Source organism: Citrobacter portucalensis (assembly GCF_023374935.1).
Lineage (GTDB): Bacteria > Pseudomonadota > Gammaproteobacteria > Enterobacterales > Enterobacteriaceae > Citrobacter > Citrobacter portucalensis.
In genome coordinates this window covers 3,943,551-3,969,065 of the sequence record NZ_CP092466.1, presented here as the reverse complement: position 1 = coordinate 3,969,065, position 25,515 = coordinate 3,943,551, and the positions used below count along the sequence as shown (strand labels likewise).

Annotated in this window: 22 protein-coding genes; 5 read left to right on the top strand and 17 right to left on the bottom strand. The window is 51.6% G+C overall.

Going from position 1 to position 25,515, the window contains the following annotated elements:
* Positions 1-101: 101 nt before the first annotated feature.
* Both LY264_RS19230 and LY264_RS19225 read right to left on the bottom strand, forming a co-directional pair.
* Positions 102-1,106 (bottom strand): LacI family DNA-binding transcriptional regulator, encoded by a 1,005-nt coding sequence (locus tag LY264_RS19230; RefSeq protein ID WP_008783828.1) that lies wholly within the window; start codon positions 1,104-1,106, stop codon positions 102-104.
* A gap of 167 nt (positions 1,107-1,273) precedes the next feature.
* The gene (locus tag LY264_RS19225; protein WP_008783829.1) at positions 1,274-1,723 is read right to left on the bottom strand and encodes a GNAT family N-acetyltransferase; all 450 of its coding nucleotides are present in this window, start codon (positions 1,721-1,723) and stop codon (positions 1,274-1,276) included.
* Positions 1,724-1,847: 124 nt separating this feature from the next.
* Between LY264_RS19225 and pdxR the strand changes: the two genes are divergently transcribed.
* Positions 1,848-3,317, top strand: coding sequence for a MocR-like pyridoxine biosynthesis transcription factor PdxR (gene pdxR / locus LY264_RS19220; RefSeq protein ID WP_048226416.1), 1,470 nt, complete (start codon positions 1,848-1,850; stop codon positions 3,315-3,317).
* 192 nt (positions 3,318-3,509) lie between these two features.
* Positions 3,510-4,223: a GNAT family N-acetyltransferase gene (locus LY264_RS19215; protein WP_048226414.1), complete on the top strand. Its 714-nt coding sequence runs from the start codon at positions 3,510-3,512 to the stop codon at positions 4,221-4,223.
* 52 nt (positions 4,224-4,275) lie between these two features.
* Here the strand turns inward: LY264_RS19215 and cbdX are convergent, their stop codons facing one another.
* The 13 genes from cbdX to puuD form a co-directional block, all read right to left on the bottom strand.
* On the bottom strand, positions 4,276-4,365 hold the full coding sequence (cbdX, locus tag LY264_RS19210; protein ID WP_071444626.1) for a cytochrome bd-II oxidase subunit CbdX: 90 nt from the start codon (positions 4,363-4,365) through the stop codon (positions 4,276-4,278).
* Positions 4,366-4,378: 13 nt separating this feature from the next.
* On the bottom strand, positions 4,379-5,515 hold the full coding sequence (appB, locus tag LY264_RS19205) for a cytochrome d ubiquinol oxidase subunit II (RefSeq protein ID WP_048226412.1): 1,137 nt from the start codon (positions 5,513-5,515) through the stop codon (positions 4,379-4,381).
* Between the two features lie 11 nt (positions 5,516-5,526).
* Complete coding sequence (appC, locus tag LY264_RS19200) at positions 5,527-7,071, bottom strand: cytochrome bd-II oxidase subunit 1 (RefSeq protein WP_048226410.1); 1,545 nt, start codon at positions 7,069-7,071, stop codon at positions 5,527-5,529.
* Positions 7,072-7,160: 89 nt separating this feature from the next.
* A complete protein-coding gene (locus LY264_RS19195) occupies positions 7,161-8,018 on the bottom strand; it encodes a hydrogenase expression/formation protein (RefSeq protein WP_048226480.1) in 858 nt (285 codons plus the stop codon).
* The gene (hyaE, locus tag LY264_RS19190) at positions 8,018-8,419 is read right to left on the bottom strand and encodes a hydrogenase-1 operon protein HyaE (protein WP_048226408.1); all 402 of its coding nucleotides are present in this window, start codon (positions 8,417-8,419) and stop codon (positions 8,018-8,020) included. The genes LY264_RS19195 and hyaE overlap by 1 nt, the downstream gene beginning before the upstream one ends.
* A gap of 5 nt (positions 8,420-8,424) precedes the next feature.
* Positions 8,425-9,006 carry a hydrogenase 1 maturation protease gene (gene hyaD / locus LY264_RS19185; RefSeq protein WP_048226406.1) on the bottom strand — a complete coding sequence of 194 codons (582 nt, stop codon included), beginning with the start codon at positions 9,004-9,006 and terminating at the stop codon, positions 8,425-8,427.
* On the bottom strand, positions 9,003-9,737 hold the full coding sequence (gene hyaC, locus LY264_RS19180; protein WP_048226405.1) for a Ni/Fe-hydrogenase b-type cytochrome subunit: 735 nt from the start codon (positions 9,735-9,737) through the stop codon (positions 9,003-9,005). Before hyaC ends, hyaD begins: the two co-directional genes overlap by 4 nt.
* 18 nt (positions 9,738-9,755) lie before the next feature.
* Positions 9,756-11,549 (bottom strand): Ni/Fe-hydrogenase large subunit, encoded by a 1,794-nt coding sequence (gene hyaB / locus LY264_RS19175; protein WP_048226403.1) that lies wholly within the window; start codon positions 11,547-11,549, stop codon positions 9,756-9,758.
* Positions 11,546-12,673, bottom strand: coding sequence for a hydrogenase 1 small subunit (hyaA, locus tag LY264_RS19170; protein WP_103015322.1), 1,128 nt, complete (start codon positions 12,671-12,673; stop codon positions 11,546-11,548). The genes hyaB and hyaA overlap by 4 nt, the downstream gene beginning before the upstream one ends.
* A gap of 208 nt (positions 12,674-12,881) precedes the next feature.
* Entirely contained in the window at positions 12,882-14,162 is a 1,281-nt protein-coding gene (locus LY264_RS19165; protein WP_048226399.1) for an NAD(P)/FAD-dependent oxidoreductase, read from the bottom strand.
* Positions 14,163-14,164: 2 nt separating this feature from the next.
* A complete protein-coding gene (puuC, locus tag LY264_RS19160) occupies positions 14,165-15,652 on the bottom strand; it encodes an aldehyde dehydrogenase PuuC (RefSeq protein WP_048226397.1) in 1,488 nt (495 codons plus the stop codon).
* A gap of 138 nt (positions 15,653-15,790) precedes the next feature.
* Positions 15,791-16,348 carry an HTH-type transcriptional regulator PuuR gene (gene puuR / locus LY264_RS19155; protein ID WP_003830877.1) on the bottom strand — a complete coding sequence of 186 codons (558 nt, stop codon included), beginning with the start codon at positions 16,346-16,348 and terminating at the stop codon, positions 15,791-15,793.
* A 25-nt stretch (positions 16,349-16,373) separates the two neighbouring features.
* The gene (puuD, locus tag LY264_RS19150) at positions 16,374-17,138 is read right to left on the bottom strand and encodes a gamma-glutamyl-gamma-aminobutyrate hydrolase (RefSeq protein WP_043015313.1); all 765 of its coding nucleotides are present in this window, start codon (positions 17,136-17,138) and stop codon (positions 16,374-16,376) included.
* Between the two features lie 212 nt (positions 17,139-17,350).
* Here puuD and LY264_RS19145 point away from each other — a divergent pair, with 212 nt between their 5' ends.
* A complete protein-coding gene (locus LY264_RS19145; protein ID WP_003830879.1) occupies positions 17,351-18,769 on the top strand; it encodes a glutamine synthetase family protein in 1,419 nt (472 codons plus the stop codon).
* 343 nt (positions 18,770-19,112) lie between these two features.
* Positions 19,113-20,501, top strand: coding sequence for an APC family permease (locus LY264_RS19140; protein ID WP_048226395.1), 1,389 nt, complete (start codon positions 19,113-19,115; stop codon positions 20,499-20,501).
* A 186-nt stretch (positions 20,502-20,687) separates the two neighbouring features.
* Here the strand turns inward: LY264_RS19140 and LY264_RS19135 are convergent, their stop codons facing one another.
* Together LY264_RS19135 and LY264_RS19130 are read right to left on the bottom strand one after the other, a co-directional pair.
* On the bottom strand, positions 20,688-22,910 hold the full coding sequence (locus LY264_RS19135; protein ID WP_071692500.1) for an EAL domain-containing protein: 2,223 nt from the start codon (positions 22,908-22,910) through the stop codon (positions 20,688-20,690).
* A gap of 504 nt (positions 22,911-23,414) precedes the next feature.
* Complete coding sequence (locus tag LY264_RS19130; RefSeq protein ID WP_048226392.1) at positions 23,415-24,527, bottom strand: agmatine deiminase family protein; 1,113 nt, start codon at positions 24,525-24,527, stop codon at positions 23,415-23,417.
* Positions 24,528-24,929: 402 nt separating this feature from the next.
* Here LY264_RS19130 and LY264_RS19125 point away from each other — a divergent pair, with 402 nt between their 5' ends.
* A complete protein-coding gene (locus tag LY264_RS19125; protein ID WP_048226390.1) occupies positions 24,930-25,493 on the top strand; it encodes a DJ-1/PfpI family protein in 564 nt (187 codons plus the stop codon).
* Positions 25,494-25,515: the final 22 nt, after the last annotated feature.

Sequence of the window (25,515 nt, the reverse complement as noted above, 5' to 3'; positions counted from 1 at the left end):
CTGACTGTGATCGCTCATTGGCCCTCATGTAAGCGATTACATGAAGACGTTAAACTTGAAGTCGATCACAATTCAGGGGCTTGACGATTTACGCATTGATTTCAGAGAGAGGGGGGAAGAACAGAATCGCGGATCACTAAATCCGCAGTGAAACTATTCACGCTGGGACGCTGAGTTGCGCCCTTAAAAAGCTGTATCGCCAGCTGCGAAGCGCAGCGAGCCATGCGCTCAACGGGATAATGCATTGTTGTGAGTGCGGGGTAGAGATAGCGAGCCATCACCACATCATCAAATCCAACGATCGAAAGCTGCTGCGGAAGTGTAATTCCCTGCTGATGGAGGATGCGCATAATCCCGGCGGCCATTACATCATTAAACGTCACTGCTGCGGTGAAAGGAATGCCGCAATTAAGCAGCTGGTGTGCAGCGCGTTCGCCACCTTCTTCATTAAAGGGCACGCTAATCACCCAGTTTTTATCTGGCGTAATGCCATATTCGGCCAGCGCCTGGCGATAGCCTTCCAGCCGCTCACGGCGATCGATAATCGGTAAATCACTTGTCACGCAGGCAATACAACGGTGCCCCTGTTCCAGGAGATGTAGCGTGGCTGTTTTAGCTGCCTGACTATTTTCCAGCCACACGCAGCGATTGGCCATCCCGGCAATATAGCGGTTCACGACCACCATGGCAGGAAAATGAGCGGCATATCGCAACAGTTCCTTTTCAGACAGTCTACTGGCATGGACCACAATAGCTTCACAGCCCTGGTTTATCAGAAAATCGAGTCCTGATTTTTCCATTCCTTCATCGTGGCCACCGCTGCATACCATCAGCCGAAATTGCTGCTGGCGTGATACTTCTTCCACGCCTCGGGCAAGCCTGGCAAAAAAGGGATCGGCAAGGTTGCCGGTCAATAACCCGAGCATGTCACCGCTGCGTTTCGCTAATGCAATAGCGGCGGCATTGCGATGATAGTTCAGTTCGCGCATGGCTTTTTCAACACGCTCACGCGTCACGGGTTCAACCCATGCGGTTTGATTAATAACACGTGAAACTGTTGCGGTGGACACTCCCGCTAACTCTGCAACATCCTTTATCGTTGCCATGCTGGCTCTTTACCTTTTTGATTCTTAAGAATTTGCTTATCGCTGGGCCTTTTCCTTATCTTATTCAGGTTGGGGGGATTTGTCACCGAGACATCCTCTGAGTATATCTACTCAGAGGCTTATTTTTAGTACTGAATAATTAAATACTATCCTGAGTATTATTATCCTTACATACGATATTCGATCATCCCGCTCTTTTGGGCCACCCAGTCATACAGACGTTGTCCACGGAGATTGGTTTCATGCGTATGCCAGTATAATCTTGACGCGTGGTGTTTTTTGGCTTGTTGTTGGACATACTCGATAAGCTGTTTACCGATATGTTGACCACGTACCTCTTCGCTAACAAATAAATCTTCGAGATAGCAATAGTTGGATTCTGCCCATGTTGAACGGTGAAAGAGATAATGCACCAGTCCCACTATTTTTCCATCATATTTGGCAACAGCACAATAAACAGGTTCGCTCGGGGTAAGGAAACGCTCCCACGTTAATTTTGTTACTTCATCTGAAATTTTAGTGCGATAAAATGTTTGATAGTTTATCCATAAAGGAAGCCAGCTGGCGTAGTCTTTTTGTTCTGCACTTTCAATAGTAACGGTATTCATGTTAATCATATATATCCTGATATTTTATACGAGTAATGTGTTAGTATGATGATACTAAGAACTTTATAAATTCTCGTAAAGAGACACTTTCGATATATTGATAGGATCCACTTTTAGTATAAAGGTTAATACAATGAAGAAAAACAATGCGCCTTTATTTCAAGGATTTGTTTTAGGAAAAGGCGCGGTTAAGGAGCAGGTTTACCACATCCTCCGCGATCACATCCTCGAAGGGCGATTGCCGCCAGGAACAAAAATGCCGTCAACCAGGGCATTGTCCGAGATGATGTCAATTTCACGAAACTCAGCGATCGCCGGTTATGACAGGCTATTAGATGAAGGGTATATCCAGACCCGTAAAGGGTCTGGAACATATGTCTCACATAATATTCCGGATCGGAGTATCAGCAATAGCTATCCAAAGATAGCGTCGGGGGGCGTCGTCTCGCCTGATGAACAGGTTCACAGCCGAAATAATCCTGTTCGCGATTTGTGGTCAAATGAGTATGAAGGGCGCGGCATGAACCGCCTATTTGCGGTTGGTGTCGGGTGTACGGATCTCTTCCCGCATGCGTTATGGGGAAAGCTACTGCAACGTGTCTGGAGACAATCCCGGCATCAACTGGGCGCTCACACTCATCCTTGCGGGTACCTTCCTTTGAGAAAAGCGGTTTGCCGCTACATTAAAACAACGCGTGGAGTGAACTGTAACGAAGATCAGATAATCATCGTAAATGGTATTCAACAGGCATTGAACATTACTGCACGAGCATTGCTGTCGGCAGGAAGTGACGTTTGGCTGGACGACCCGGGTTACAAAGGCGCTCGCGGAGCCTTCATGTCAGTTGGCGCGATGGTGAGGCCGGTACCGGTAGATAGCGAGGGAATGAACGTCCGCTATGGTATTGATCATTTTCCTGACGCTAAGCTGGCCTATGTCGTCCCGTCGGATCAATATCCATTAAGTGGAACGTTAAGTTTATCCCGGCGTTTTGAGTTGCTGGAATGGGCGAAGTCGAATCAGGCATGGATATTTGAAGATGACTATAATAGCGAGTTCCGTTATGCCGACCGTTCTTTACAAGCTCTGCAAGGATTAGATCAGAATCAACGCGTAATCTACGCCGGAACATTTTCTAAAATGATGTACCCGGAATTCCGTTTAGGTTTTTTAGTTGTCCCGCCGGGTTTACAAGAACAGATTATGGTGACGAAATATTTTTCCGATCTTGGCACCAGTTATCTTGAACAGGCTGTGATGGCGAATTTTATTGAGGATGGTCACTATGCCAGTCATGTGCGCCGAATTCGTAAGGCATGCTATGAAAGAAGAACTGCGCTGGTCAATGCTATTCAAGAATACCTGGCTGATAAAATGATTGTGCAGCCTTCTGACTCTGGCGTCCATATTGTGTGCTGGCTACAAAACGGATTAACCGGAAATGAAGTTGAGGAGCAAGCCAGATTACTAGGGATGGGAATACTATCACTAAGTCGTTATTACCAGAGAGATGTATCACGACAGGGGATTTTGATTGGTTTTGCAAATCATCCGGTAGAGGCAATTGTTGATGGGATTCGTCGTTTGGCTCAGGTTATTTAAATTATAATTTATTCAGCTCTTAGCATTAATGCAGTAAATACGTTTCTTTCGCTACGGGCAAAAATATAGAGTTTGTTTTTTGTACAATTAAATAGTGTGGATCCGTTAAAAACACGCATTGTGGTTCTTTTGGGCCGCTCAGTTTGATCATACCCTGCGCTGGTTTAGTTCTGTTTTGTAAGAGGTACAGATATGCCGGGCGTCTTTAATCAATTCCAACAACCCGTAGGTATGACTTTGTCTGACTGGAAAGGCGCACCCTTTCCACAGGCTCAGCAAATTACAGGTCGCTATTGTAAGCTTGAACGCATTAACACCGAACGCCATGCAAAAGAGTTGTATGAAGCGTACTGCGAAGCAAGCGATTGTCGCGACTGGACATATCTGGCGGTCGGGCCTTTTGAAACTTTTGATGCCTTCCTGGTTTATTTAAAAAACATGGAAGAACAGACAGATCCGATGCATTTTGCCGTGATCGATTTAACCAGTATGAAACCTGTTGGGACGTTTGCTCTTATGCGGATTGATCCCGCAAATGGTGTGATTGAGGTAGGGCATGTTTCTTACTCCGTACGCATGAAACGCACACGAATTTCAACGGAAGTCATCTCATTGCTTTTAAAGTACGTTTTTGAGGATCTGGGCTATCGCCGCTTTGAATGGAAATGTGATGCCTTCAATGCGCCTTCCCGTGGGGCGGCGGAGCGCTTTGGCTTCAGTTTTGAAGGCATATTTCGTCAGGCTGTTGTCACGCGGGGGCGTAATCGAGATACCGCATGGTACTCAATCATTGACGGTGAGTACCCGTCACTTCGACCGGCCTACGATATGTGGCTCGATGAACGTAATTTCGATCACCAGGGACGGCAGATTCGGCGCCTTGGCGAGCTGATGGAAAGGGGATAAAAACGCTCCCCGAATAAACCGGGGAGCCAGAAAGCGTAGCGCACGCGCAGTATTATTTCTGCCGCGACTCCAGCCAGACCAGCGCCAGCGTAGAGAGCACGCACATCAGCAGAATGCCGACAAACCAAAACAGATACCACATCGTACAGTCCTCCCTAGTAAAGTTCGTGATTGTGGCGGCGGATCGTTTCTACATTGATTCGTCCCAGCATTTTGTAATAGCTCCACGCGGTATAAAGCAGAACGATCGGTAGAAAAATCAGCACAATAACCAGCATGATACTGAGAGTCATCTGGCTGGAAGTGCTGTCCCACACCGTCAGGCTGGAGAGCGGATATGCGCTGGAAGGCATCACAAACGGAAACAGGGTTATTCCGGCGGTGAAGATCACGCAGGCCTGGGTCAGTGAAGCGCACAAAAATCCCCATACGGCCCGACGCTGCCCGCAGGCATAGATCGCGAGCATCGGGAAAATCATGCCAAGCAGCGGAATAATTAACAGCAGTGGTGATTGATAAAAGTGCGCCATCCATGCGCCCGGTGAGGTCGTTACCATTTTTAATAGCGGGTTGGAAGGACCATTCGGCTCCTGGCTAAGTAGCACATAGCCGTCGATCCCCGTCCATAGCCAGTAACCGGCTAACAGAAAGCAGAGCACGACCAGCATTGCGCTACGACGGGTAGCAGAGAGCGCGCGTTGGTGAAGAATGCCGTCGGTCTTCAACTGGATCCACATGCCCCCTTGCAGAATAACCAGCATCAGGCTTAATGCGCCGCACAGTAGCGCAAAGGGTGAGAGTAACTGCCAGAAAGTGCCCAGGTATTGCACATGAAGCTGTGGTGTGAAGATAAAAGGCACGCCCAAGAACAGGTTGCCGAACGCGACGCCGAAGATAACAGGAGGGACCAGGCTCCCGATAACCAACCCGGTGTCCCACATAGCACGCCAGCGTGCATTGGCTATTTTGCCGCGATAATCAAAGGCCAACGGGCGAAAGAAAAGGGCACACAGCACCAGGATCATTGCCACATAAAACCCCGAAAATGCGGCGGCATAGACCCGCGGCCAGGCCGCGAATAATGCACCACCCGCCAGAATGAGCCACACCTGGTTACCTTCCCAGTGCGCCCCGACGCTATTGATTAACACCCGTCGCTCATCATCGTTTCGCGCGATCAGCGGTAACAGGCAGCCGACCCCCATATCAAACCCGTCAGTGACCATAAAGGCCACCAGAATGATGCCAATCAGCAGCCACCAAATGAGCCGCAACGTTTCATAATCCAACATGATTGTCTCCTTTATCCCTGTTGTTGCGTTGGTTGCTGGTTATGCATTGCATCTGGACCAAGGCGCGCGTATTTCTGCATCAGGTAGACCTCAGCAATTAAAAACAGGGTGTAAAGCGTGAGAATTAGCCCCATCGAGAAGGCCAGTTGGCCTGCGCTCAGCGCGGAGTGGGCGTACCATGTCGGCAAAATATCCTGAATCGCCCACGGCTGGCGGCCAAACTCCGTCATAAACCAGCCAGCTTCGATGGCAATCCATGGTAGCGGCAGGCTCCACAGCGTCATGCGCAGTACCCAGCGATGCTGGTCGATACGCCAGCGTAAGGTCTGTATCAACGCAATCGCCATCACCAGTAGCAGCAGCGAACCGCAAGCAATCATGATGCGAAAGCTCCAGAACACGGGGGCCACTTGCGGAATGGCGCCGCGTTGCGCGGCCTGATATTGCGCGGGGGTCACATGATTCATATCAGGCGCGTAGTTCGCCAACAGGATGCCGTAACCCAGATCATTTTCTACGGCGTGGAAAGCCTTCAGCACCTGCGGCGTGCGGTTACCTTTGGCGATTTCCTGCATCAGCAGCCACGCCTCCCGACCCCGCTGCAGGCGGCGGAGTGCGTCCGCCATCAGATTTTTGAGTCCTGGAACCGGGGTATCTAACGAGTGAGTCGCCAGGATACCCAGCAGGGCCGGTATCTTCACGGCAAAGGCGTTACGCTCTTGCTCCTGCTGCGGCCAGGCGATGACATGAAAGGGCGCGGGGGCCGGTTCGGTTTGCCATTCGCCCTCCATTGCCGCCAGTTTTACCGGCTGGAGCTGGGCGACCTCATAGGCTGAGCTATCACCCAGTTGTAGCGTGCCGAGGATAGCCAGCGTGCCAAAGACGGAACCCACCGCGAAGGAGCGCCGGGCGAACTCGCGATTGCGACCATGCAGCAAATACCAGGCGCTGATGGACATCACAAACATGGCGCCGGTGACATAACCGGACATCACGGTATGCACAAATTTCACCTGGCTGACGGGGTTAAAGACCAGCTCGCTAAAGCTGGTCATCTCCATGCGCAGGGTATCAATATTAAAGTGAGCGCCAGTTGGATACTGCATCCAGCCGTTGGCGTTGAGGATCCACAGGGCCGAGATGTTAGAGCCAAACGCAACCAGCCAGGTCACCAGTAAATGCTGATACTTGTTTAAGCGCTGCCAGCCAAAGAAGAACAGCCCCACGAAGGTGGATTCAAGAAAGAAGGCCATCAAGGCTTCCATCGCCAGCGGGGCACCGAAAATATCACCCACATAGTTGGAATAGAGCGACCAGTTTGTACCGAACTGAAACTCCATGGTCAGGCCGGTTGCCACGCCGAGCGCAAAGTTAATACCGAATAACTTTCCCCAGAAACGCGTCATGTCGCGGTAGACTGTTTTGCCGGTCACCACGAACAGGGTTTCCATGATGGCCAGCAAAAAAATCAGCCCCAGCGTCAGGGGAACAAACAGAAAATGGTACAGCGCGGTTAGCGCAAACTGCCAGCGCGATAAGTCAATGACGTCCCACATGCGAACTCCATCAGGCATTAGAGAGTGAATAGGTAAGGAAGAAAACGCCAGACCCGCAGTAGAAAAGTACTCGGGTCTAAAGAGGGGGATCAGGCAGGCGGGCCGGATGCCAGCCAGCCGCAGACTTCATCCAGGCGCTCGAGCGAGTCGAGCAGATCTTCCGGTGCGGCCAACACCAGTTCCGGCAACGGACAGATCTCATAACTCTCAAGCAGAAGCCCTTTCAGGGTATCCAGACAGCGAACATGCCAGACATGGCGCAGCGCCGTGGCGTCGATTTGGCTCTCGCCGTAGCCGATGGTGCGGATCTGAATGTGCCCTTCGCCGCACAGGCGGACGAGGAACAGGCGATCCGCGTCGCTAATCGGCAGTTGGGTGAGGTTAATGCTATGGGGAAGTGTGGCCGGATCGCGCACGTGCGCCAGCAGTTCCTGGGCCAGCGTCAGGCCATTCATCAACCCATCTATGGGTGGAGGCAGCAGGCTATCGTCCGGCAGCGTATTGATTGTTGCCGCCTGCCACAGCGCCCGTGGCGCACTGCCTGCTTCCAGATGTTCCTGCCATTGCCCCTTGTCATTCTGGCAACGCACCCGCCAGATACCGCAGAAAATCGACTCCTGAATCTCGCCCGCCCTGCCGTCAGCATGCTGGATGCGCACGGAAACTTCGCCTTCGCCAAGCAGCGTATTCAGAAAGGTAAGATCGTCTGCATTGAGGGCGGATAAATCCCATCCCAGCACCTCCTGTTTAGTGGGAATTCTCCGGGCGAGCTGGTGGCGTACGTCGGCTAACAATGCCATCACCGCCGGGCTGTGCGGACAGTTTTCCAGTGTTGCCATGCTGGGGTCGCTGTTGACCTGGCAGGTGAGGGGCAAGGGATTCATGCTGAAGCTGTCATCACCCGGCTGCGTTCCCGGCCCCAGCAGATGAAAAAAGGAATCGCTCATCATGCAGACTCCGGCGGTATGCGTTGTTCAACGAGGGGACGCATCAGGTTGAGCAGGTCGGCCCACGGGTGGATACCGCTGAGAATGCCGCGCAGCTCACCCTGGGTAAACACCAGGGTAGCCGGAAAACGGAACACGCCAAAGCGATCGCCGATCGCCTCGCTGTGTTCAAGATCCGCCATGGCGATGTGCCAGTCAAACTGGGGAAACTCGCGGAGCAACTCGGCAATCATGACCGGGTTATCGCTGACTTCCGGTGTACGGCGAGGATCGCTACTGAGCAGGACCACGCCATCACGCACGCGGGTTATCCAGTCATCCAGTTCAGATGCGCTCAGCGGTTGCCAGCCCTTAGCCAGCATTCGCTGCCATAGCGCAGAAAACGGTTGGTCATTCAACATGTTAATTATCTCTCCAGCGTTACGCGATACTGGCGAATACGCACGCCTTCATAGTTTTCCATCGACAGACACTCATAGTTCAGGCAACGCGTTTCATCGCTTGTCTGTGGCGCAATGCCCCACGCGGCCAGTTGCGTAAGCGCGGCCTGTTCTGCCGCCGGGAGCTGAGCGCGCGCGATGTCGGTCAGGCTGCCGCCATAGTCGTCCAGCTGTACCGGCTGTAGTCCCACCAGAGCGATGTGTGCGGGCAGATGGCCGCGAATATCCGCCAGAGCCAGCACTTCAGAGAAGCTGTTCTGATGCAGACTCATTTTTTTGGCGCTGAGGTAGCTCGGGACTTTGTCTCCGGCGTAAGTTTGCAGGGTGCCCGGTTCAAGTCCGTAGTCGATGGCGTCCAGCAGCAGCAAATGGCTGGCCTGCTCAACGTAGCCCAGCAGATTCAGCCCCTGTGTGCCGCCGTCAACAATCTCTACCGATTCTGGCCAGTGATAGTGGGCGTACAGGCGCTCGGCGAGGCGAATACCAAACCCTTCATCAGCCCACAGCAGGTTGCCTAAGCCCATCACGATGACGTTAGGTTCGCTCATGATGCCTCCTTGTCGTGCTGACTTTTGGGAAATTTATGGCTACGAAAGCCGTTAATCATGGTTGAGATGACGGTCTCGTCAGACATGATGTCCTCACGAATCGCCATATACACATGGCCTACGATGAAGGCGGCGATGAGCCACATCCCCAACCGATGCCAGCTGTGGATGTCGAGAGAGTTCCCGCCAGTCCAGTAGAAAAACTCCGTCACATAGCGGAAAGGGGTAAAAATGGCGTACTGGCTATGTTCGCTGTATAAGGCAAAACCGGTGAGGATCATAAAAACGGAAAGCAGGAAATAACCGCACATCGCCGCCTGCGCGATGGGGTTATGACCGATATCATCTCCCGGTTTTTTTTCCAGAAACAGATACCAACGCACCACAGAATACGCACCCTGCCACCAACTGCGCCGCCAGATCGGCACGATAAACAGTTCGCGTGAATAGCGGTTACCGACGAAGGCCCAGTAAATGCGCATCAGCAGTATCACCGTGAACACCATGGCGGCGGCGAAATGCACCAGCCGGATGTCGCCCATATAGAACAGATAAGTGGCCTCACCGCTGACCGACGGCAGCGGTCGGCCAATGAAGTATCCGGTCACCATCAACACCAACATGCAGCCAACCGTCAGCCAGTGCCACAAGCGTACTGGCGCTTCAAACACATAGTGGCTGGTGGCGGTATCACGCGCCTCCCTGACGCGTGGGGATGTTTTTCCAGTCATCGTTCCGTTCCTTAACGCTTAGCGAACCTGGACGGCGATAAGTTCACTGCCGTCGTCGCCGAGTACGTGGGTTGAACATGCCAGGCAGGGGTCGAAGCTGTGCAAGGTGCGCAGGATCTCCAACGGTTGATCCGGTATCGCCATTTGGGTGCCCATCAGCGCCGCCTCGTAAGCGCCAATTTGTCCCTTTGGATCGCGCGGGCTGGCATTCCAGGTGGTCGGCACCACGCATTGATACAGGTCGATCTTCTGGTCGCGAATCGATGCCCAGTGGCCTAATGCTCCGCGCGGCGCTTCGGTAAAACCGATCCCGCGACAGTGCTGCGGCCAGCTTTCAGGCTCCCACTTTTCGGTATTTGCGGTAGCCAGATTGCCGTTTTTCAGGTTGGTCATCAGCTTGTCGAAGAAATATTGCAGCTTGCTCACGGCCCACTGCGCTTCGTGCGCGCGGCACAGAATACGTCCCAGCGTTGATTGCATACCCGATAGCGGCAGCTTGAGGGCGGACATCATGCGATCCACGGATTCAATCGTGGCGGCATCCCCTTTGTGATAGGCAATCAGCGTACGCGCCAACGGCCCAACTTCCATAGCGTGTCCCCGCCAGCGCGGGGCTTTAATCCACGAATAGCGTTCCTGTTCGTTGAGCTGCTTGATATCGGTATCGCTGCCTTTGACATCGCCCGGGTTGTACCAGGGTTCAGTAATCCCTTCGAACGGGTGGCGACCTAATTGATCGTCCGGATAACGATACCAGGCATGATCGACAAACTCCTGAATTTGCTGCTGATCGTCCAGGTCCACCGGCATGACGTTGTTAAAATCACCATTAATCACCGCGCCGCCAGGCATCAACAGGCTTTTCGCGCTGAAGTCATTGGCGATATCCGGGAACGCGCCGTAGCTTAGGACGCACTTATCAGAAAGCCCGGTGCCAATCTGGCTCCAGGGTTTATTGAACTGGCCGATAGCCAGTGCGTCAGGCACCATGACGTTGTTGATGAAATCAGCGGTACGGGTGATGATTGACTGCACCAGGTTCAGGCGTTCCATATCGACTGCGCCTACCGCGCCGCTCTGATCGATATTGATAGCGCACGGCATCCCGCCGACAATCCAGTTCGGATGCGGATTCTTACCGCCAAACACCGTATGGATTTTGATGATCTCGCGCTGAAAATCGAGCGCTTCCAGATAGTGGGCAAAGCCCATCAGGTTGGCCTCTGGCGACAGTTTGTACTGCGGATGTCCCCAATAACCGTTGCGAAAAATCCCCAACTGACCGCCTTCGACAAATTTCTTCAGGCGATTTTGAACGTCAAAGAAGTAGCCAGGAGAAGATATCGGCCAGGCTGAAAGGCTTTGTGCCAGTTGCGATGTGGCGCGCGGGTCTGCTTTCAGGGCATTCAGCACGTCAATCCAGTCCATTCCGGCTAACTGGTAAAAGTGCACCAGATGGTCGTGGCACCACAGCGTCGCCAGCATAATATTGCGAATGATGTTGGCGTTGTCGGGCACCTTTATGCCAATAGCGTCCTCAATGGCATAGACCGAGGCGAGCGCATGTACGCCGGTGCACACTCCGCAAATTCGTTCGACAAATGCCCAGGCATCGCGCGGATCGCGCCCCTGTAGAATGATCTCCAGCCCGCGGAACATGGTGCCGCAGGAAACCGCGTTGGTGATGATGTTTTGTTCATTAATGTTCACTTCACAACGCATATGGCCTTCAATGCGCGTAATGGGATCCACAACCAGACGGCGACCGGCATTATTGACTGTATATCCCTGGGTTTGATACGAATTGCTCATGCCTGTTTATCCTTATTGTCTGGAGACTGTTGTCCGGCGTCGGCTAGTTGCTGTTTGTGGCGGTTGTGTTGATTGACGGCGCTGGCGACTGCGTGAACACCGACACCGGCCGCCACGACGCCTAGCGCGGTGAGGCCCACGGTATCGGCGGTTGAATGCGTCCCCATTTGTGGAATATCAACCACGCGGCTGTAGAACGAACCGCGATCCCAGAAGCCGTTTTCCGAACATCCCAGACAACCGTGGCCGGACTGGATGGGGAAGGAAACGCCGCCATTCCAGCGGGTGGTGGAACAGGCGTTATAGGTGGTTGGCCCCTTGCAGCCCATTTTGTACAGGCAATAGCCTTTGCGGGCGGCGTCATCGTCCCAACTCTCAACGAACTCCCCGGCGTCAAAGTGGGCGCGGCGGTAGCATTTATCGTGAATACGCTGACCATAGAACATCAGCGGACGCCCAAGACGGTCGAGTTCAGGCAACCTTCCAAACGTCACCATGTAGGTAATGATGGCGCTCATGACATCCGGAATCGGCGGGCAGCCGGGCACTTTCACGATCGGCTTATCGGTGATCACCTTATCGATCGGCGTAGCCTGGGTGGGGTTAGGCCGGGCAGCCTGCACGCAGCCCCAGGAGGCGCAGGTTCCCCAGGCGATAATCGCGCTGGCTCCTGCTGCGGCTCGTTTTAACTTTTCAATAAAAGGGCGCCCGCTGCTGATGCAAAACATCCCTTGCTCGCCCAGCGGAGGGTTGCCCTCGACTGCCAGAATGTATCGGCCGTGGTAGCGGCTCAGAATGTCTTCAAATACCTCTTCGGCCTGCGTTCCGGCGGCGGCCATCAGCGTGTCGTCGTAATCGAGGGAAATCAGAGAGAGGATGACGTCTTTGGCGAGTGGGTGCGAGGAGCGAATAAACGATTCGGTACAGCAGGTGCATTCCAGTCCGTGGATCCAGACGACCGGGATCCGGGGTTTGTTCTCCAGCGCCCAGGCTATTCGGGGCGTCATTCCAGCCCCTAATCCCAGCGATGTTGCGGCGAGGCTACAGTATTTAAGAAAACTGCGTCGGCTCACTCCCTTCCGGCGCATCGCCTGATAAAAGGTCTCCTCATTATTCGTATTCATAACACGCGTTTCTTCCCCCGTTGAGTTCTGGCGCATGCCGCCAGCGATATCTAAAAAAGCGTATCCGATCGGAAGGGAGAAACAATGCAAAGAGTGTGGTTATGTCCTATTGCGATATTTTCGTACCTGTTACCTGTTTTTCGCTTTCCAGGAATAAAAAAACGCACAGGGGGAATCGCCCTGTGCGTCGGGTTTATCGCGGAAGAACTTAAACCCCAAGGCGATCGCGTAAGCTGTAATATGCCGCCCCCATGGCGGTAAACGGAATGCGCAGGCTGCGGCCTCCCGGGAACGGGTAGTGCGGCAGGTTGGCGAACGCGTCAAAGCGCTCGGCATCCCCGCGCAGCAGTTCGGAAATCAGGCGCCCTGCCAGGTGAGTACAGGTCACGCCGTGGCCGCTGTAGCCCTGCATATAGTAAATGTTGGTATCAAGACGGCCGAACTGCGGCATACGAGACAGTGTTAACAGGAAATTACCGGTCCAGCGGTAATCAATTTTTACCTCCTGCAATTGCGGGAAGGTCTTCAGCAGTTTCGGCATCACCAGACGCTCAATATCGTCTGGGTCGCGAGCGCCGTAGACTACGCCACCGCCGTACAGCAGGCGGTTATCGCCGGTCAGACGGTAGTAATCGAGCAGGTAGTTACAATCTTCCACGCAGTAGTTTTTCGGGATCAGCGAGCGCGCCATCTCCGCCGACAGCGGTTCGGTGGTTAATACCTGCGTGCCACACGGCATGCTGCTTTTTGCCAGCGCAGGTTCGAGTTTGTCTCCGAGATAGGCGTTGCCCGCGACGATCACAAAGCGGGCCGTCACCTGGCCTTTTTCAGTGCTGACCACCGCCGGGCTGGTGTGCTGAATACGGGTGACTGGCGACTGCTCAAAGACGCGTCCGCCGTTCAGACGAATGGCGTTAGCTTCGCCAATCGCCAGGTTCAGCGGGTGAATATGACCACCGCTGTGGTCGAGCAGCGCGCCGACATAACGATCGCTGCTGACTTCGCGACGAATTTCACTGCTGTCTAACAGTTCAAGCTGCGTGTTGCCGTAGCGTTCCCAGTTCGACTTCTGCTCTTCCAGCGTTTCCATCTGTTTGTGGTTCAGCGCGACAAACAGCCCGCCGGGACGATAGTCGCATTCGATCTGATAACGCTTGATGCGTTCGCGGATGATATTGCCGCCTTCAAACATCATTCCACCGAGCATTTTAGCGGCGTCCGGGCCATAGGTACGTTCGATGACGTCGATATCGCGACTGTAGGAGTTCACCAACTGACCACCGTTACGTCCGCTGGCCCCGAAACCAATACGCGCGGATTCCAGTAGCACCACGTCGTAACCCATTTCCGCTAAATGCAGGGCGGAGGAGAGTCCGGTATAACCACCGCCCACGACGCAAACATCACAGCTAACCGATTCGCTAAGGGTCGGAAACGGTTCGTACTGATTGGCGCTTGCGGCGTAATAACTGCTGGTATGTTCAGTCATGATTAAGACTCCAGGGAGATCCAGATGGTTTTCAGTTCGCTAAATTTTTCCAGCGCATGCAGGGATTTATCGCGTCCGTTACCGCTTTGCTTATAACCGCCGAACGGCACGGTCATATCACCGTCGTTGTAGTTATTCACGAAGACTGAGCCGGCTTTCAGGCGACGGCTCATACGATGGGCACGCGACAAATCGCGGGTCCAGACCGCGGCGCCGAGGCCGTAGTCACTGTCGTTGGCCAGCGCCAGGGCTTCGGCTTCACTGCTAAAACGGGTGACGACCAGTACCGGGCCGAAGATCTCATCGCGGCTGACGTGGGCTTGCGGCGCGGTATCGACAAAAATAGTCGGGCCGATAGCGGCCGGATGTACGTGGCTGCGGCCATCCAGCGCCAGCGTGCCTTGCGCTTCACCGTCGCGAATAAAACCGTGCACGGTGTCGGCATGCGCATTGTCGATAAGCGTGCCCATCGTGGTTTCCGGATCCAACGGGTTGCCAGGCTGCCAGTTTTTCGCCTGCTCTTTCAGCAGGGCGATGAACTCGTCGGCAATGCTCTCTTCCAGCAGCAGACGCGTACCGGCGATACAAACCTGGCCCTGGTTATAGAAGATACCTGCCGCTGCATTAGCGGCGGCTTTCGGCAGATCCGGACAGTCGGCAAAGACGATATTGGCGCTTTTACCTCCGGCCTCCAGCCAGACGCGTTTCATGTTGCTGTCGCCAGCGTCTTTGAGCAGTTGCTTGCCGGTACGGGTCGAGCCGGTAAAGGTGATCACATCAACATCCGGATGCTGCGACAACGCCTGGCCTGCTTCGTGGCCATACCCGCTAACAACGCTGAGAACGCCATCGGGCAAACCTGCTTTTTTAGCCAGCGCAGCCAGGCGAATGGCGGTCAGCGGTGATTTTTCGGAAGGCTTGAGGATCACGCTGTTACCCGCAGCCAGTGCCGGGCCGAGTTTCCAGCAGGCCAGCAGCAGAGGAAAGTTCCACGGTACGATGGCGGCAATCACGCCTACCGGTTCGCGCACAATCAGTGCCAGATCGTTCACCGAGGTGGTGGCAACTTCGCCATAGACTTTATCTATAGCTTCGGCATACCAGCGGATGGCGCGTGCCGCGCCGGGAATATCATCACGCAGGCTATGGCGAATCGGTTTACCGGTATCGAGCGTTTCCAGTAGCGCCAGCTCCTCGTGATGCTGCTCCATTAAATCGGCGAGTTTGTGCAGTACCGCTTTGCGCTCTGCGGGTGATGCTTGCGACCAGTCTCCGCGTTCAAAGACGGTACGGGCTGCGGTGACTGCGCGGTCCACATCCGCTTTTTTACCGCGGGCGACTTTAGCCAGAGGACGTTGTCCTGCCGGATCCAGCGTAATAAAGGTTTCGTTATCAGCGGCGGCACAATATTCGCCGTTAATAAATAAACGGGTCTCTGGTGAATAATGGCTGGCTTTCTCACGCCAATATTTAAGATTCTGAAAGTTCATAGCTACTCCTTTTATATCAATAAGATAAAGTTCGTTGCTGATCTTTTTCAGGCAAAATCAGGCTGCACGATGCCCCAGGGATGTACCCTGTTAATGCGCGTTATTTAAGAAGGCCTGAGAAACTCAGGCCGCTACTTATTAGAAAGTGGTGGGAGTGTGGGCACTGATGATGCGGCAGATCCCTGCCGAGGTGTTGCTGAAGCTGTGTGGTATGCCGGTGTTAATGGCATAGCTTTGCCCTGCAACAAGAGGATACGTTTGACCGTTGATGGTCAGTATCACTTCACCTTCCAGTATTGTGCCAATCTCTTCACCCTGATGTTTAATTCTCTCCCCGGTTGTCGTGCCTGGCTGATAGGTTTCAAACATCATTGCCAGCGTACGATTCGGATTTCCGTTGTGTACCAGCTTCATGGATACTCCCTGACTCCCGATCTCAATCAAATCATCCTGATTGATAACCACCTGCGGTTCGTCAGGCTTTTCCGGTTCCGCGAAGAACTCGGAGAGCGACAGCCCATATACTTTCAATAGCTTTTGCAGCGTACTGATGGCAGGACTGACTTTATCCTGCTCTATGGTGCTGATGGCGCTATGCGTTAACCCAGACAGTTCGGCGGCACGACGCTGCGAAAGACCCAATTGCTGGCGGATCTCTGACAAACGTTTACCCGGCGCCAGGCCGTCATCGCTCATAATTGCATTTCCTTAACTGTAGTGGTCAGAGTCGCTGTTTTTCAGCGAGGTGGTTCTGACAAGCGGTGATAAAACCTTCAAGTAACAAACGCGACAGGGCGTATTCGCTACTGTTCCATTCCGGGTGCCACTGCACGCCGAGCGCGAAAGGATGGTCATGGACGCTGGCAGCTTCCACTAATCCATCCTGCGAGCGTGCTTCCACGCGCAGCTGCGGGCCAAGGGTTTTTGCGCCCTGACCATGCAAGGAGTTAACCCAAAACGTGCTGCAACCTGGTATTAACTGAGATAGCAATCCTCCCTGTTGAACCTGGACTTCATGAGATGGTGCATATTGCTGCTCCACCGGGAGTTCCGCATCTTCACGATGTTCCAGGAACTGTGAGTGATCGCACAGGCGACGATACAGAGTCCCGCCAGTGGCGACAACTAATTCCTGCAAGCCCCGGCAGATGGCGAAAATGGGAATGCGCCTTTCGAGCCCGGCGGTAATTAGCGCCATGCTCAGAAGATCACGCCCGGGATCGGCGTCAGACTCATCGCCATTTTCACCATAGAGGTGCGGCTGCACATTGCTTGGGCTTCCTGGCAGGAAGATACCGTCCAGTTTCGGTAACAGCGCGTTCAACAATTCGGGTTCCGCAAGCGCATGGGGAAGCGCTATCGGTAATCCACCGGCATTTAATACCGCATTCAGGTACTTTTCTTGCAGAGTCTGGGTCTGGTGACCCTTAAGCCTGTTCCTACACATCACTACACCAATAACTGGCTTGTCAAATATATTGCCCATGATCGACCTCACGTTTTGGAATAAATTATTGCCAAACGGTTCCTTGTTGTGCCATTCCGTTCATTATTTTCTCAATCTAGCAGCGGAATAACCTTCTAGCAAACTTAATTTAACATTTGACAAACAATTTGTTTGCATCCAGAGTCGAAGGGTGGACATTATATTTAACAGTCAAATCACAGAACAGCTTACCAGGCCAACGGCGGTGAATCATGGAAACCAATATCGTAGAAGTTGAGAATTTTGTTCAGCATTCTGAAGAGAGACGAAGTAGCGCGTTTGCGCGCGAAGTTAAGCAGTATCTGGAACGCTATCCTAATACGCAGTATGTGGATGTGTTGTTAACCGACCTTAATGGCTGTTTTCGCGGTAAGCGCCTTCCCGTTGCGGGATTGCATAAGTTAGAGAAAGGCTGCTATTTCCCGGCATCCGTTTTCGCGATGGATATTCTGGGCAATGTGGTCGAAGAGGCGGGATTAGGCCAGGAGCTTGGCGAACCCGATCGGACCTGTGTACCCGTGGCAGGTACGTTAACCCCTTCGGCTGCCGATCCGGAATTTATTGCGCAGATGATGCTGACGATGCTGGATGAAGATGGCGCTCCCTTTGACGTTGAGCCGCGGAACGTACTAAACCGACTCTGGCAGAAACTTCGCCAGCGCGGTCTGTTCCCTGTCGTAGCGGTAGAGCTGGAGTTCTATTTACTCGATCGTAAGCGTGACCCCGAAGGTTATCTGCAGCCGCCATGCGCGCCGGGAACGGACGATCGAAATACCCAAAGTCAGGTTTATTCGGTTGATAACCTGAACCACTTTGCTGATGTGCTGAACGATATCGATGAACTGGCCCGTTTGCAGCTGATCCCGGCCGACGGCGCGGTGGCTGAAGCCTCCCCAGGGCAGTTTGAAATCAACCTCTACCATACCGACAACGTGCTCGACGCCTGCGATGACGCGCTGGCGCTGAAACGTCTGGTACGGCTGGTGGCGGAGAAACATAAGATGCATGCCACGTTTATGGCAAAACCTTATGAGGAGCATGCCGGTAGCGGGATGCATATCCACATCAGCGTCATGAATAACAAAGGTGAGAACGTGCTGGCTGATGCGAATGGCGATGATTCCGCATTATTAAAGCGTGCGCTCGCTGGGATGATTGATCTGATGCCCGCATCAATGGCGCTTCTGGCGCCGAATGTGAACTCCTATCGCCGCTTCCAGCCGGGGATGTATGTTCCGACCCAGGCGTCCTGGGGGCACAACAATCGTACGGTAGCGCTGCGGATTCCCTGCGGCGACCGTGATAACCATCGGGTTGAATATCGCGTAGCGGGGGCTGATGCCAACCCGTATCTGGTGATGTCGACCATTCTGGCGGGGATCCTTCACGGTCTGGATAACGAACTGCCGTTACAAGAAGAAGTTGAGGGTAACGGTCTGGAGCAGGAAGGGCTGCCGTTCCCGATTCGCCAGAGCGATGCGCTGTGGGAGTTTATGCAAAATGACAGTCTGCGTGAACTATTGGGTGAGCGGTTTAGCCATGTGTATCACGCCTGTAAAAACGATGAGCTTATCCAGTTTGAACGTCTGATTACCGACACTGAAATTGAGTGGATGCTGAAAAACGCCTGACCGTTGTACAGGTCATTGAAAAAGAAGTCGCATCATGCGGGCTGAGCGGAGCCAGCCCGTAAAAATTGCAGGAATACCTGCCATTTCCCGGATGTCGCGTAATGGAGCGCGGGCGACAACGGGTCTTCAGATAACCGACAGAGTTTGTGACGAGGAAATGTGATGATGCCAATGTTTAAAAACCCGCCCCGCGTGAGTATTCATGGCTCCCGCAGTAAATACGGACCGCATCTGCGCCGTACCACATTGACGCCTTTTTTATGCCATTCCTCCCCGACACGACCCAGGTCTGCTGTACCCACGTTTCGAACGCAGATCTGGACTCGTAGCGGGGAGGAAAATTATGTCGACTAACTCTTCTGCTGATCATTCTGCCCAGCCGGGCAAAGCACAGCTGCGTAAATCCCTGAAGCTGTGGCAGGTGGTGGTGATGGGGTTGGCCTATCTCACCCCGATGACGGTGTTTGACACCTTTGGCATTGTTTCGGGTGTCAGCAATGGCCATGTTCCGGCCTCCTACCTGCTGGCCCTGGCGGGAGTACTGTTTACCGCCATCAGTTATGGAAAGCTGGTGCGCCAGTTTCCACAGGCCGGTTCGGCCTATACCTATGCGCAGAAAGCCATCAATCCGCACGTGGGGTTTATGGTCGGCTGGTCGTCACTGCTTGACTACCTTTTCCTGCCGATGATTAACGTCCTGCTGGCGAAAATTTACCTTTCCGCGCTGTTCCCGGGGGTTGCGCCATGGATTTGGGTGGTGATGTTCGTCGCGATCCTCACCGCGGCCAATCTGAAAAGCGTTAATCTGGTAGCCAACTTCAATGCGCTGTTTGTACTGGTGCAGGTGGCGATCATCGTGGTGTTCATTTTCCTCGTGGTGCAGGGGCTGCACAAAGGGGAAGGGGTTGGGACCGTCTGGTCGCTGCAACCGTTTATCAGCCAGAATGCGCATTTGATCCCGATTATCACCGGGGCGACCATCGTCTGCTTCTCGTTTCTCGGCTTTGATGCGGTAACGACACTATCTGAAGAGACGCCGGATGCTGCGCGCACCATCCCGAAAGCTATTTTCCTCACCGCCCTGTACGGTGGGCTGATCTTCATTGCCGCCTCGTTCTTTATGCAACTGTTCTTCCCGGACATTAGCCGCTTTAAAGACCCGGATGCGGCGCTGCCGGAGATTGCGCTGTATGTCGGCGGCAAGCTGTTCCAGTCTATTTTCCTGTGTACCACCTTTGTGAATACGCTGGCTTCAGGTCTGGCGTCGCATGCCAGCGTTTCGCGTCTGCTGTACGTGATGGGTCGCGATAACGTCTTCCCGGAGAAGTACTTTGGTTATGTCCATCCCAAATGGCGTACTCCCGCGTTGAACGTCATCATGGTCGGGATTGTGGCGCTGTCGGCCCTGTTTTTTGACCTGGTGACTGCCACGGCGTTGATTAACTTTGGTGCGCTGGTGGCCTTTACGTTCGTTAATCTCTCCGTGTTTAACCACTTCTGGCGTCGTGAAGGACGCAAGCATACCTGGCAGGAGAAGCTGCACTATCTGGTATTGCCAATGGTCGGTGCCGCCACGGTTGCCGTACTGTGGGTGAATCTTGAGGTGACATCGCTGACGCTGGGACTGGTATGGGCCGGCGTTGGGCTGGTGTATCTTGCCTGGCTGACCGGACGTTTTCGCAAACCGCCGCCGCAGTTTGACGCCGCGAAATCTGAGCGCGCCTGGGAGTGATGGAAGCTGAATTGGCCGTAGCATTCGGCTGAGTTGAGTTAAAAATGAAACACGGTATGTCGCGGCAAACGGCCGCGGCATACCTGCTTTAATTAAAGTCCCGCTTGTTTTAGGGAATAAAAAAACCGGCACGGGAGCCGGTAAGTAAATCAATGTAGGAATATAATTATTATTATAATTACTGAATTATAATTCAGCCAACTCAATAGGAACGGGTTTCCCTATATGGTATCCCTGTAACCAACCAATACCCATCGTAATTAGCATCTTTTCAATTTCCTCATTTTCAACAAACTCAGCGACTACTTCCATGTTTTTGAGTTTTGCTACTTCGCAGAAGGATCTGACGGCGCATCGACTAAATTCATCGGTCAATATATTACGGATGAAGGAACCATCAATTTTCAGAATGTCTGCGTCTAACGTTCGTAGTCGTGAATAGCTTGATGCTCCTGTGCCAAAATCATCAATAGCAATTTTAGAACCGGCTTTACGTAGCGCTCTCAGAACATCAGTGACATTAGCGTTGTCAATAATATCTGATTCAATGACTTCAAATATTATACGTTCAGGTGCTATTGAGTATTTTCTAAACAATGTAAAAACATTATCAAGAAAATCAATTTTATTAAGCGAGTCAGGCGTCAGATTAATGGAGAAGTGACTGTTTGGGTCAGATTTCTGCCGTGACTGTATAAAACGAAATGTTTGCTCTATAACAGTGATATCCAGCGCAGGAAGTAATCCTGCCTCGCGAGCAACCGGTAGGATGGTGTCTGGAAAGATTAACTTACCATCAACCATTTTTATCCGAATAAGTATCTCGTGATAACGTGTCAGTCCCGTGGTTGAAACGATCGGCTGAACAACCAGCATCGTTGATACGATGGGTTGAGCCATAAGCTCAAACGACTTTCTGTCAATTGCCTTTTGCAACATATGACGAATGACAGCCTGGCTGACAATTTTATCACCTGGCACTTGCGGGCTGAGTAACAACGGTTGCCCCTGCATTAACGAGATGTAGCTTTGGGTATTAAGATGCTTAATTGCTTGAGATAAATTTTTAATCAGGTTTTTCTCGGTGGTATATGCCACACCACAAGATAGCCCTAATTGGTAGTCCTTCCAGATAAAACGAAAAGAGTTTAGGTCTTTGTAGAGATCAGGAATGTCAGGGACAGCATTAAGGCGAAGAATTATTCCATGACCTGGTGCGTAATAAATGTCACCTGTACCCTTAATCAATTTTCGTAGATATGCGCTTAGCGCTTTTACAAATTCAAAACGGAATTCTATTCCGTGAGTTTGCTCCAGCGTATTCAACTCTGTACAACGGATGTAACACAAGCACTCTGTTGCGTGTTTACGGATGTCCATTTGCAGGGCCTGAAAGTTAGGCAGTCCGGTGTTAGGCTCTGATCTAAAAAGTTGTTTGAGGCGGCGGAGATATTTTCGGTTATGAACCACAAGTACACCGGTAACAACAATCGTAATAGAAAAGACAAACACTATCGTGGAGGAAATCACGAGGCTATGTAAATAATTATTATAGTTAGCAGGTGGAATATAACTGTTTATATAATATCCCAACAGGATAAGCATTGTTACCCATACAGGGGATATCAAAGCATGGCCAATACAGATCACTCCCCATAGCATTACTGGAAGTAACCACAGTAATGAATAGTCTGTAAATATAAGAATATCCTCTCTGATGACGATCAAAGCGGACATAATGCACAGTAACAGCACCAGCCATAATACTTGATACAGAATAGGAGGGCCGGATTTTATCAGCGCCTTTACTTGTCTAATGTATAGAATGCACCATGCAGGATTTTGAACGCTTCTAAGCAACAGATAACAAAAAGGGATGCCAGTCAGGCAAGAGTTCATCAGCCACTGTAAGTTAATTAATGTTTGTAGTGTAAAAAGGTTTGCGATCGGTGCAGAGGCTGTGTTCGACTGGAACCAGTGATCAATCGAGATGAATAGTAAGGCGTTGCAACACACGAGCCAGACAATACGCAGGGTTGTAAGCTGGCTACGACCAAAGCTAACCGCGCCTCGTTTGCCTGTCGAGAAAAAGTAGAGTGTCTGGCTAATGAGAGCAGCTAGTAGCTGAGCCGTTAGTGTGAATACCGAAGATAAAGAGTAAGAGTAAAGCGCATACAAGAAAAAGGCAGCCAAAATTGGCAGCGCCTTTTGCCGGTATAAAACCAGCAATGCAGAAATGAGAGGTAAAGTGAGATCGTAAAAATGCAGTGTTATACCCGCAACATCCTCTTGCTTACTGAGATGATCAGCGACCAGCTGTAATGCAAAAAACGCGATGCCGACACAAAAATAGTCTCTAAATGTATTAATGAAATTTATATTTTCCGCTTTTCTTAGCAATATCATCATTCGCAATTCTCAGTGAGTTATCACCGTTCTCGATTTAAGTCATCTACTTAAAACAGGTTAGACTAGAGGTTCGAAATGTGTATTTTTGGATGTTTTCGCTAATTGAAAACCATTCTAAAATATGTTATGTGAATTTTTTAAAAGTAACCCTCGATAATTTCACTGTGTTTCACAACGCAGGGGAGAACAATCTTTGTGGCTGTGCTGATAATAAAAGTTCTGTCATTAGTCATTATTTAAGACAGAATATACGATCGATAATAACGATCAATATAAATCTTTTGATAGATTTTATCGATAGGTTTAGCAGATCATAAATACCATGAAAGATCGATGAAAGCTATTAAAGTGTTATCTTTTAATGGTATTTATTTCATAAGTGTTAATTAAGTGCTTTGTTTATTAAAATTTAACCTACGGAGGCATCTTTCTAAGGGAATCATTCTGTTATTGTCAGGAAAGTGAGTTTCCCCACCTTCCCACAACACACTCAATTGTTAATCATTAACGAGGCTGCTGCTGTGTCGCGCAGTGAATACCGCCGCCACCGGCAGCGATACCGTCGATATTCAACTGAATAATTTCACGATCGGCAAACAGCTCCTGCAAAATAGCATGGGTATTACGATCGGTGCGCTTATCGCCAAATTGCGGTGCAATGACGGCATCATTACACAGATAAAAATTGATATACCCCGCGGCGAAATCATCGCTCGCATAAGTATGGCGGATGGTAGAAGGTCCTTCCAGCGTGACTACCTCCAACCGTCGGCCTTTGGCATCCGTGGCGGCCCGTAATATGTCCAGATGACGTCGGGTGATCGCGTAATCAAAGGATGACGGATCCTGCTCAAGACCCGCCACCACCGTACCCGGATGCGTGAATCGGGCGTAAAAATCTGTATGGCCGTCGGTAATATCCTTGCCGGCAATACCCGGCAACCAGATGATTTTCTCCAGACCTAGCAGTCGCTTAAGTTCTTCTTCGCATTCGGCTTTGTTGACGCCAGGATTACGGTTGGAGTTAAGCACGCAGCTCTCGGTGATGATTGCTGTGCCTTCACCATCTACCTCAATACCGCCACCTTCCAGAGTCAGTACCGAGGGGATAAACTCGGCATGAACGTAATCAGTAACAAATTCAGCCACATCGGCATCTCGTTCGTGCTCTTGCTTATTGCCCCAGCCGTTGAAATTAAATCCCACTCCGCCGAGCGCGCCGCTGGCACTTTTCACAAACACCGGCCCGGTGTCGCGGATCCACAGATCGTCTATTGGGTGAACCAGAAGATTGACTGACGGCCCGCACAGACGCGCGGCGAGCTCGCTGTCTTCTTCGCGTACTAACATATTCACGGGTTCAAATGCGGCGATGGTTTTGGCAACTAACGCCAGGTTTTCCTGCACCACCGGTAGCAGATGAGGTTCCCAGATCTCCGCACTGGCACCAAACGCCATCCAGGTTGCCGTATGTGGTGCGCCTTCATCAGGCATTTGCCAGCGGCGGTTCTCTGTTGCGCGGGCAAATTGGCTAAAGCTGAAGCCCGTCATACCAGCGAGTAGCATACTCGTTGAAGTCACCAGGCCTTGTCTGACGAATGAACGTCTTGTCATCATAGGATTAACCTTTGCGTATTTTTACCTGATATCAGGTGAATAAAATAATAATAGATAATAAATATTCTGCGTATTTTAAATTTTGAATAATAAATAAAGTGATCGCGGGTAAATTTCACGCGAAATATAGCACAAGAGATATGCGTTGCAATCTCTTAGTTTTATATAATGAGTGAAACTGGCTACTATTAAAATTTCTCAACTATATATTTATATATAATTTATATTTATCAGCATGAACATATGTCACGCCGTTGGCTCTGAGCCCCGTCTGACGGGCCTTGCCGTGGATTGTGATCTGGCCGATTGTTCTGTTGTATTTATTAATGACATGAACCGTGTGGACTATAGTAAAGATGGCCGTTATTTCTCATCATTAATAACCGTGAGTGGGGGATGTGAATGAAGAAGATACTGATGCTGGTCGGAGATTATGTCGAAGATTATGAAACGATGGTGCCTTTTCAGGCTTTGCAAATGCTTGGGCATCGTGTGGATGCCGTCTGTCCGGATAAAAGTCAGGGTGACTACGTTCAAACCGCCATTCACGATTTTGATGGGGCGCAGACATACAGTGAAAAGCCGGGGCATCGTTTTACGTTAAATGCGAATTTTGCCGAGGCGCGGGTCGCCGATTACGACGCACTGTTGATCCCCGGCGGGCGTGCTCCGGAATATCTTCGACTGAATCCAGATGTCATTAAGCTGGTGCAAGATTTCAACACTGCCGGTAAGCCTATCGCCGCAGTTTGTCATGGGCCCCAGCTGTTAGCGGCAGCGGGGGTGTTAGAAAACCGGACCTGTAGCGCTTATCCGGCCTGTGCGCCTGAGGTTCGTCTGAGCGGTGGGCATTATGCCGATATTGGTATTGATCAGGCCCACGTTGATGGCAATCTGGTGACGGCACCAGCATGGCCCGCGCATCCGCAATGGTTAGCTAAATTTGTTGAAGTATTAATGAAGTAAGCGATGATGCGATGAAAAAGTC